Source organism: Pyrobaculum sp. (assembly GCF_049971835.1).
Taxonomy (GTDB): Archaea; Thermoproteota; Thermoprotei; order Thermoproteales; family Thermoproteaceae; genus Pyrobaculum.
In genome coordinates this window covers 1-8,731 of the sequence record NZ_JBMFKV010000084.1, presented here as the reverse complement: position 1 = coordinate 8,731, position 8,731 = coordinate 1, and the positions used below count along the sequence as shown (strand labels likewise).

Below are 8,731 nucleotides of genomic sequence, written 5' to 3'. Positions count from 1 at the left end.
CCCATATCAAGTACAGACACAGAAGCGTGAGCTAGGGGCCTGGAGTCGTGGAGTAGCTGGCGGCCGTAAAGAATATATACATGTGGATATATAGGAAACGCCCTGGGCAACTCCCCTGTAGGGGGGCGAATGAGCCTGGTGGGTTACCCCGGCCAAATTTTATATACCCCTCCCTACTGTGGGCCATGCCAAAAGAGGTGTTCTTGCTGGCGATTTGGAAGCAGTACGGGGAGAAGGCTGAAGAGGTCCGGGTAAGGCGCTATCAAGACTACGTGAAGCTTAAGGCCAGGCTCGCCGGGTATCTCTACACTATTAAACTCCCCCCAGACAAGGCGGAGCAGGTTTTGGCAGAGCTCAAGTCTAAGAACGTGAAGATCGAAGAGGTGTAGGGTGGCTAAAATTTTTAAATGCCTCCTTCCCGACCTTTTCCATGGAGTACATATACGGGGCGTTGTTGCTTCACTACGCTAAGCAGGAGATAAACGAAGAGAATCTGGCGAAGGTACTGCAGGCGGCAGGCATTTCGCCAGACGAGGTTAGGATAAAGACTCTCGTGGCGGCTCTCAAGGAGGTAAACATAGAGGAGGCTATTAAGTCGGCGGCGTTTGCGCCGGTGGCCGCCGCGGCGCCCGCGGCGGCGCCGGCAACCGGCGGGGCCGCCGCCCCCACTGCGCCTGCAAAGGCTGAGGAGAAGAAAGAAGAAGAGGAGAAGAAGGGGCCGAGCGAGGAGGAAATCGCCGGCTCGCTGGCTTCACTGTTTTAGAGGCTTAACTAGTTTAGATAAAACACTATCAAGCTCTTTTATATCTCTGTAGTAGATTCTAAATATCTGGTTGTTTAGTTTAAATTCGATGAATCTCCTCTCCTCGCTGACTTTGTAATCTGCCACTTCTATCGGCGCCTTGAGGCCCAGGCTCTTGTCTATGACGAGGCCGGCGTCGTACACCTTTAGACTTCTTACTATCCTCGGGGCGGTGGGCGGCTTGAAGGTCGCCATGGAGATTAAAGCGAATATTCCAAATACAGCTACGTAGCTGAGAAATCTTGCGGGGAGCTTTCCTATGCTGGGGCCCAGCGCCGACTCGGTTGCGGGCGGCAGTGTTGGAAATAGGAACGTGGCTAGTAGTATAAATAGAGGTAGTGTTAACATCGGCAGAAATGACCCCCTGACCATTTTTTTATACTCATTTACAAGCTCTTTATCTTTTTCTAAGAGTTTATTAACTTCTTTCTCATCTATTTCAATTATGGGGCGGCCTTTAGACACCTCCTGCACCGTTGCCATGCCTCTCCTGTACGACCTCACCCCCATTAGTATGGAGACTCCGAAGAATAGGACGAAGTACAGTAATATAGCTGTGAAGTACCCGCCAGGAAAGAAGGTGAGAATCGCTGAGAAAACTAGTATCGACGCCACGCTCAGCACGGCTCGCCTCATGCCTCGCCATTTGCTAATCAGTTTAAATACGTTCTCCACATCTCGATGTGGTGAGGATAACTGCCGTGTGTTCTGAGCACCCAGGAGTGCTTGAGCCTAGCCACGGATTTGGAGTCTTGATAAACGACGCGGTTTTGTTCGATAGCTGTAGTAGAGACGCCGCCTTGCAATTCGCCGCGAAGTCGAAGGCCAAGCCGTCAATCGGCGTGGTGGGGGTCGCCGGCAACGAGCACCACTCCGGCGGGTTTGGGCTGTATAAGATCCCCGTCGTGAACCCGCCCCTCGACGTTGAGCTGGTGGTGCGTGGGGTCAGGTACAGGGTGTTTAAAGAACGTGGGGAGAACATTCTTTATGTAGATGGGGTGGTGGTGTCGCCCTGCGGCCTCTTCTCCGTGCCTTACCACAAGCTCTCGCAGAGGGGGGTGAAGGCCCGGTGTTTTGTCGGGGGGCTGGGCGGCACCAGCTACAGCCCCTACCTGCTCCACAGAGTAGCGGCGGAGCTTAGGCTTCTGGGGGTGCGGTGCGTCGTAGCTATACACACGGCGCCTCAGCTCGCCAAGGAGCTGGAGAAGAAATTCAACGTCTATAGGCTGGGGGCGGGTGCCTCGCTGGAGGTCTAAAATTAATATACAGTTCGTTTAGGGGGTCGTGGACGGGTTGTTGATACTGGCTGTCAGCTGGTTTGTGCTGATTGGTATTGTGTACTTGCTGAATAAAAGCGCTGTGAGGTATTTCTTAGCTATCTACTGGAAGAGCGAGAGGCTCGTAAGGTACGTCGAGGCGTTTACAAGGAGGCTGAGTTTTGTACCTCTCAGAGCCTACCTCGTCGTGGCGCTGACTCTCTTCGCGGTGCCTGTATTCGTGGCTATCCCCTTTGTGAGGCCAGACGGGCAGGTCCAGATTTTATGGGGCTTTCTCTACATGTTGGTTGGAGGTACTTTAAACGCCCTCGGCGCGCTCTTCAGAGGGGCGCCGCCAGAGGAGGCCGCGGCGCGCTCAGCCGGGGTTACTCCAATTATCCCAGGCGTCACACTCCCATGGGATCAACTGCCCTACATGGCCGTCGCCGTCGCTGTCGGCGTCGTTCTGCACGAGCTAATGCACGGATACGCCGCCTTGAGATACGGGATACCGGTGAAGTCCGTCGGGATCTTCTCCCTCTTCTACATCCTAAGCGGGGCTTTTGTAGAGCCCGACGAGGAGCAGTTCAAGAAGGCAAATACAGAAGCCAAGCTAGCCGTCTTGGCGAGCGGCGTTGCTGTAAACGTCGTTGTGGCGCTGTCGGCGATGTTGTTAGGAGTTGTCGGCGCCTGGGCCGGCTTACAAGGCGCGGTATTCGGCGTCCCCGCCTACGGCGTCCAGCCAGGCGACAGGGTTATTGGGATCCACGGCTGCGGGTTACAGGAAGCTGTCTACACCCCAGACGACCTGTTGACGAAGTTAAATGTGCTCGCCGGCCTCGGGCCGCTTATGGGCATAAACAAAACTGTCAACTGCAAGCCAGGCGACAAGGTGACTCTCGTCGCCGCCTCGTGGCTACATCGATACGAAGTCACGCTGGATTACACAAGCCTCACCACGCCCCCCAAGATAAACTGGCTCTACACAGACGGCTCGCTGTACCTCGGCGGCGTTAGGCCGGGAGACGTGGTGACGAAGATAGAGGGCTGCGGCAGGACGTGGGAAACGCCGACGAGCGGCCAGCTATTAAACGCGATAATTGAGACAAGGGATGTGTGCAGAGCGGGGGACTCGGTAAGGATCTACGTGGAGAGAAACGGCACACTCCACGTCTTTAACGTGACGCTGGTGGAGAAGGGAGGAAAGATTTTCTACGGGCTGGGGCCCGGTAGCCTGCCAATGATCGGCTACGACGCGGGGCCTATAAAAAGAGACCAGTTGTACAACACCGACTTCACAAAACTCGTGTTCTGGCTAATTGTGGTGAACTACGGCCTCGCCGTACTCAACGCGTTGCCCATATACCCACTAGACGGGGGACAGTTACTCGCTGCGGCGGTTCAGCGGAGGCTGGGGGAGAAGAGGGGCAACGCCGTGGTGAGCGCAGTGACGTGGGTCCTCGCCGCCATGCTTATCTTTAACATAGCCCTCGGCGTGTTGGGAGAGCAGTACAGAATTCTGCAGTCGATAAGATGAAGCTCTGGCTGTTGGTAGCCATAGTGGCGGCTCTCGCCGCGGCGTCCGCCTTTCTGCCAGTTGAGCTATTTGTCTCAGACGCCTTCAGGCCTCCGCCTAATAAAATCCTCAGCCCAGACGGCGTCAAGGCAGTGTCTACGCCGCCTATGTGGCTGTATATGTGGAGAGTTACTGTGGTCTTTACACTTCTCCTCTTCGCCGCCGTGGTGGCCACCTTCTTCACAAAGCCAAACGACCGCGCCAGGTGGACGCTGGCGACGCTCTCCATCGCAACCGCCGCGTTCCACTACCTAACCCTCCTATTTACATCATCCCCGCCGGGCTACGGCGTGGCGATATACCCACTCTTCTACACCATAACGGTGAAAAACACTACCCAGATATACCTAGACATAGGCCAAGTCTTAATCCTATACGCCATCTACAACGTCTACGTGGTGGAGAAGAGGGTGAAAAAGAAAGGCGAGAGAGGTCTAAAAGCCAAGATCTTTACAATAGAAGAGGCTTAGCGAGCCGAACCCTATCTCAAAAACTTCTCCTCCAGCGACTTGACGTACTCCACAGACTCCTTCACAGATACGAAGTGCCTCTTGACGTACTCCACCTCCTCCCTCGTCACCGTGGACCTGCCCCGCTCCTTAGCTATTATATAAGCCGGCGTGAGCAACTGAAGCGCATATCTCAAAGAGTGCTCCGCGCCTATTGCGGTCAAGAGCTCGAGGGCGTCCCTCCCAAGCGGCACGTTCTGCTCACGAGCCTTAATCGTTATGATCTCCCTCACCTCGTCGGCCGTGTAGGGCCTCGTGCGGATAATAACCAGCCTATCCAACATGTCCTGCGGTATCCCGTGGGGCGACTCCACGTCGGTCCCCCTAATCTTAGCTATCCCCCTATTAGTGGCCATGATGATAATCGGGGCGAACTCAGTCTCCATAGCCCTCATAAGGAACGAGAAGCTCTCGATATCCAGGAGATGGGCGTCGTCTATAAACAAAACCCCCGGCACAAGCTCCGCCTTGCCCTCCTCCACCGTCTTCTTCACAATTTCATCACTCTGCCTCCTAACCTCGTCGGGGATTTCCTTAACCTCTTCGGCAAATCCGAAGATCATGGCGGAGATTAGGCCTCTCTGCCTCGCCAGAGACATATCGACGTCGTGAAGCGTGAAGAACCTCACAATCTCCTTCTCCTTGTAGACGGGGCCCTTGGGCAACTCCGCCCTCTTCCTCACAGCTATGTCGTACTGCTCCCCGCCCTCCCCCCTCCCCACCACAGACACGGCGCCGGTCTCCTCGTCAATCATAATGACGTCGCCCTCCTCCACCCCCAGCTCGATTAGTTGTTGCGCAATCTCAGCCGGTATCCTCAAACTCTTTTCCTCGTCCCTAGTCCTGAGCTTAATAGTGGCGCCGAGCACCCTCTGTATATAGGGGTTGTAGGGGTGGCGGCCGTATCTAAACTCCAGCGACCTCACCTCCCCCTCGTAGACCTTTCTCCACTCCCTCACCTTTATCCCAATTGCCCTCCTAAGCGCCCTCATCAAAAACTCCGACTTCTTAACCTCGAGGGAGTATATCTCCCCGCCAGAAAGCGCCACGAATGGAGTCTCGGAACCCAGCTCTCTCGCTATACCCAGGGCCAGCGCCGTCTTGCCAGTGCCCGGCGGCCCTACGATCAACACGCCCTTCCCAGCGAATTTACCCTCCTTAATCATTTTCACCACTATGTAAGCGGCCTCCCGCGCCTCTGTCTGCCCCACAAACCCGTCGCCGACGAACTCCACCTTCCCCTCTCTGACGCCGAGACCTTTTATGTGGCTGTGGGCGGCGAAGCGTTCGAATTGCGTCTTAACCTCTTCGATCTTAACCGTCGACATGACACCCTCCATGTATCCCTTTTAAAAATTTTTAAGGCGCGGAAAACTTAGACATGTGAAGAACCGCGAGGTGGCGTATCTACAGTTGCTCGCGGTACTCAATGCGTCGAACACTCCACGCGGCCGGAAGAATTTGGCAGAGGAACTTAGAGTCGGCGAGGGGATCGTCAGAACTCTACTCGAAGGCGGCCGAGAGTTCGGCCACGTCTTGGTAATGAAGGGGGGTGTGAAGATAACCGAGGCAGGCCAGACATTTCTCAAAGATGCGCTTGACATCTGTGGTATAGGTGACGTATTCGCCGTGGAGGAGGCCAAAGGCTTACTCTGCGGCCGGAGGTGCATGGCGCATGTAGTGAGGGGCGCTTTGGGGGATGTGATAAAGATTCGCGACTCACTGGTGAGGCTGGGCGCATGCGGCGCCTTGATAATTGAGAAGAAAGGCGGCAAGGCATACCTCCCCCCTATCGGAGAGCCACTTGAAAAATACCACGCCAGTCTTGCCAAAAAACTAGAGGACTACGTAGCTCAAGACGCCTCAGTGGTCATCACATGCGGCGACACCTTTGCAGACGCCCTCACGCCAATTGAGCTGATGTGCCGCGAGTCGCTAAGACTTTAAAATAGGATCTACACCAAGTCTGTGATGATTAGAACCCGCAGGATAAGTGACTGGCGGCATCCTATCTGATTCTAGGTAGGCCAGCATCTGGATTCGACTTAAGTGAAAATATTCTTACACGATTAATCAAACATAATGTAAATTTAGAAGTGTAGCTAAAACGCTTATGAGTGAGCAAGTTGTCCAAATAAGAACAGGAGGCAAAATTTTACAGTCTCCATGTGGCTCAATCATCCACGGCCTAGAAGACGTACTAATAAAAAACACGTCAATAAGCGATATAGATGGGAATAAGGGCATCCTCTGGTACAGGGGTTACAGAATAGAGGATTTAGCCCAGCACTCGACGTATGAAGAAGTTTCCTACCTCATACTATACGGGAAGCTACCTACTAAAAAAGACTTCAAGGACTATGTAAGCAGAATGCGGAAAAACAGAGATCTACGTCCAGAGACCATCGAGGTGATTAGAAACCTTGCAAAGGCACATCCTATGTTTGTGCTTGAAGCTGCCGTAGCCGCGGAGGGGGCATACGACGAGGATAATCTCAAGCTGGCCGAGGCGCTGAGGTTGGGGAGGTACAAGGCAGAGGAGAAAGAGCTTGCATATAAAATTGCTGAGAAGCTCGTGGCAAAGATGCCCACCATAGTGGCTTACCACTACAGATTCTCCCGCAACCTCGATATTATAAGACCCAGGGAGGATCTGTCACACGCGGCCAACTTCCTCTACATGATGTTTGGAAAAGATTCTGATCCGCTCGCCGTCAGAGGGATCGACCTCTACCTAATACTACACGCAGATCACGAGGTACCTGCGAGCACCTTCGCGGCACATGTCGTCGCCTCTACCCTCAGCGATCTCTACTCAGCGGTGGCCGCCGCCGTGGCGGCGTTGAAGGGCCCACTCCACGGAGGTGCTAACGAAATGGCGGTTAGGAGCTACCTAGAAATAGGCGATCCATCAAAGGCGAAGGAAATAGTCGAGGCCGCGACTAAGCCCGGCGGCCCCAAGTTAATGGGAGTTGGACACAGGGTGTATAAGGCCTACGACCCAAGGGCGAAGATACTTAAGGAGTTTTCAAAGGATTACGTCGCCAAGTTCGGCGATCCTAAGAATCTATACGCGATTGCCAGCGCTATTGAGCGCGAGGTCTTGAACCATCCCTACTTCCAGCAGAGGAGGCTTTACCCCAACGTGGACTACTGGTCTGGTATAGCGTTTTACTACATGGGGGTGCCTTATGAGTACTTCACGCCTATATTCGCCGTGTCGAGAGTAGTTGGGTGGGTTGCGCACATACTGGAGTACTGGGAGAACAACAGAATATTCAGACCCAGGGCTTGCTACGTAGGTCCCCACGATTTGCAGTACGTACCAATTGAACAGAGGTAAAAACTACTCGATAATTTTTTCCCTCATTAAAATTTCAAGGGTCTTTATACTCTTCCCAATAACTGTCTTCGCTACTTCTAGCTCCTCGTTATACGACCGCGGTATTCTAGCCACCTTCTGCGCCGAGGCGGTTGCGGCGACTGCGGCGGCCTCTCTGACGTAGACCTCCCACTCAGTCATTTTGGGTATTATGTACTCCTCGTGAATGCCCTTTTCTTCAGCGAATTTAGCCACCTCTTCCGCCGCCGCGATGAGCATCTCGTCAGTTATCGTTGTGGCTCTCACGTCAAGCGCGCCTCTGAACACTGCTGGAAATATTAATGAGTTGTTGACTTGGTTGGGGAAATCACTGCGGCCTGTAGCCACAATTTTAGCGCCGGCCTCCTTTGCCTCCCACGGCCATATCTCCGGTACGGGGTTGGCCAGGGCGAATACTATGGCGTCTTTATTCATTGAGGCAACCCACTCCTTCTTAATTACGCCGGGTCCTGGTCTCGACGCCGCGATTACGACGTCAACGCCTTTCATGGCCTCGGGTATCCCGTTGCGGCGCCTTTCTGCGTTTGTCTCAATGGCGTATTTGTACTTCCACGGGTTTTCAATCATCATCTTGTCGATATCGTCACGCTCTGGGTGTAAAATGCCTTTACTATCCACTAGTATAAGGTTGCCCGGCTTTGCCCCATATTTAATTAATATACGAGCTGTGTAGATATTAGAAGCCCCGGCTCCCACAAGCGCTATAGTAACATCGCTAATCTTCTTCCCCACGAGCTTCAAAGCGTTTATTAAACCGGCGAGAGTGGCTGTTGCCGTGCCCTGCTGATCGTCGTGCCACACGGGTATCTGCAATTCCTCTCTCAACCTGTCCAGAAGGTAGAAACACTTCGGCGACTCAATATCCTCGAGATTAACCCCGCCCAGCGCCGGTTCAAGAGCCTTTGCGACGGAGATAAATTCTTCCGGCGTCTTTACTCTTATAGGGATGGGTATGGCGTCGACGCCGCCGAGGTATTTAAAAATCAGGGCTTTGCCCTCCATTACTGGATAGGCGGCCTCTGGCCCAATATTTCCTAGGCCCAGCACCCTTGTGCCGTCTGTAATGACTCCGATGATATTCCACCTTGAAGTTAGCTCAAAGGCTAGCTCCGGGTTTTTATATATTTGTCTAGAGACTTCTGCAATACCCGGGGTGTAGTATATGGCAAATTCCTCCATTGACCTAATTGGGACCTTTGGAACTAT

Annotated in this window: 10 protein-coding genes; 7 read left to right on the top strand and 3 right to left on the bottom strand. The window is 53.6% G+C overall.

Annotation, left to right across the window (positions count from 1 at the left end):
• Window positions 1–185 precede the first annotated feature (185 nt).
• Both ACP5J3_RS08290 and rpl12p read left to right on the top strand, forming a co-directional pair.
• Window positions 186–389: a hypothetical protein gene (locus tag ACP5J3_RS08290; RefSeq protein WP_014287356.1), complete on the top strand. Its 204-nt coding sequence runs from the start codon at window positions 186–188 to the stop codon at window positions 387–389.
• A 41-nt stretch (window positions 390–430) separates the two neighbouring features.
• Entirely contained in the window at window positions 431–763 is a 333-nt protein-coding gene (gene rpl12p / locus ACP5J3_RS08285) for a 50S ribosomal protein P1 (RefSeq protein WP_428495255.1), read from the top strand.
• On the opposite strand, the gene ACP5J3_RS08280 is transcribed toward rpl12p, so the two are convergent.
• Entirely contained in the window at window positions 752–1,438 is a 687-nt protein-coding gene (locus ACP5J3_RS08280) for a DUF2208 domain-containing protein (RefSeq protein WP_428495254.1), read from the bottom strand. The two genes, rpl12p and ACP5J3_RS08280, sit on opposite strands and share 12 nt — an antisense overlap.
• Window positions 1,439–1,485: 47 nt before the next feature.
• On the opposite strand from ACP5J3_RS08280, the gene ACP5J3_RS08275 reads away from it, so the two are divergent.
• From ACP5J3_RS08275 to ACP5J3_RS08265, 3 genes are read left to right on the top strand one after another with little or no spacing between them, the layout of a single operon-like run.
• Window positions 1,486–2,058, top strand: a complete 573-nt coding sequence (locus ACP5J3_RS08275) for a hypothetical protein (RefSeq protein WP_428495253.1) — start codon at window positions 1,486–1,488, stop codon at window positions 2,056–2,058.
• Between the two features lie 28 nt (window positions 2,059–2,086).
• The gene (locus tag ACP5J3_RS08270; protein WP_428495252.1) at window positions 2,087–3,595 is read left to right on the top strand and encodes a M50 family metallopeptidase; all 1,509 of its coding nucleotides are present in this window, start codon (window positions 2,087–2,089) and stop codon (window positions 3,593–3,595) included.
• Complete coding sequence (locus tag ACP5J3_RS08265) at window positions 3,592–4,104, top strand: hypothetical protein (RefSeq protein WP_428495251.1); 513 nt, start codon at window positions 3,592–3,594, stop codon at window positions 4,102–4,104. Before ACP5J3_RS08270 ends, ACP5J3_RS08265 begins: the two co-directional genes overlap by 4 nt.
• An 11-nt stretch (window positions 4,105–4,115) precedes the next feature.
• Here the strand turns inward: ACP5J3_RS08265 and ACP5J3_RS08260 are convergent, their stop codons facing one another.
• The gene (locus tag ACP5J3_RS08260) at window positions 4,116–5,471 is read right to left on the bottom strand and encodes a RuvB-like helicase (RefSeq protein ID WP_428495250.1); all 1,356 of its coding nucleotides are present in this window, start codon (window positions 5,469–5,471) and stop codon (window positions 4,116–4,118) included.
• A gap of 55 nt (window positions 5,472–5,526) precedes the next feature.
• On the opposite strand from ACP5J3_RS08260, the gene ACP5J3_RS08255 reads away from it, so the two are divergent.
• Entirely contained in the window at window positions 5,527–6,090 is a 564-nt protein-coding gene (locus tag ACP5J3_RS08255) for a DUF4443 domain-containing protein (protein WP_428495249.1), read from the top strand.
• A 166-nt stretch (window positions 6,091–6,256) separates the two neighbouring features.
• Complete coding sequence (locus tag ACP5J3_RS08250) at window positions 6,257–7,486, top strand: citrate/2-methylcitrate synthase (RefSeq protein WP_428495248.1); 1,230 nt, start codon at window positions 6,257–6,259, stop codon at window positions 7,484–7,486.
• Window positions 7,487–7,489: 3 nt separating this feature from the next.
• On the opposite strand, the gene ACP5J3_RS08245 is transcribed toward ACP5J3_RS08250, so the two are convergent.
• On the bottom strand, window positions 7,490–8,731 hold a 1,242-nt coding region (locus ACP5J3_RS08245), incomplete at its 5' end, for an NAD(P)-dependent malic enzyme (RefSeq protein WP_428495247.1).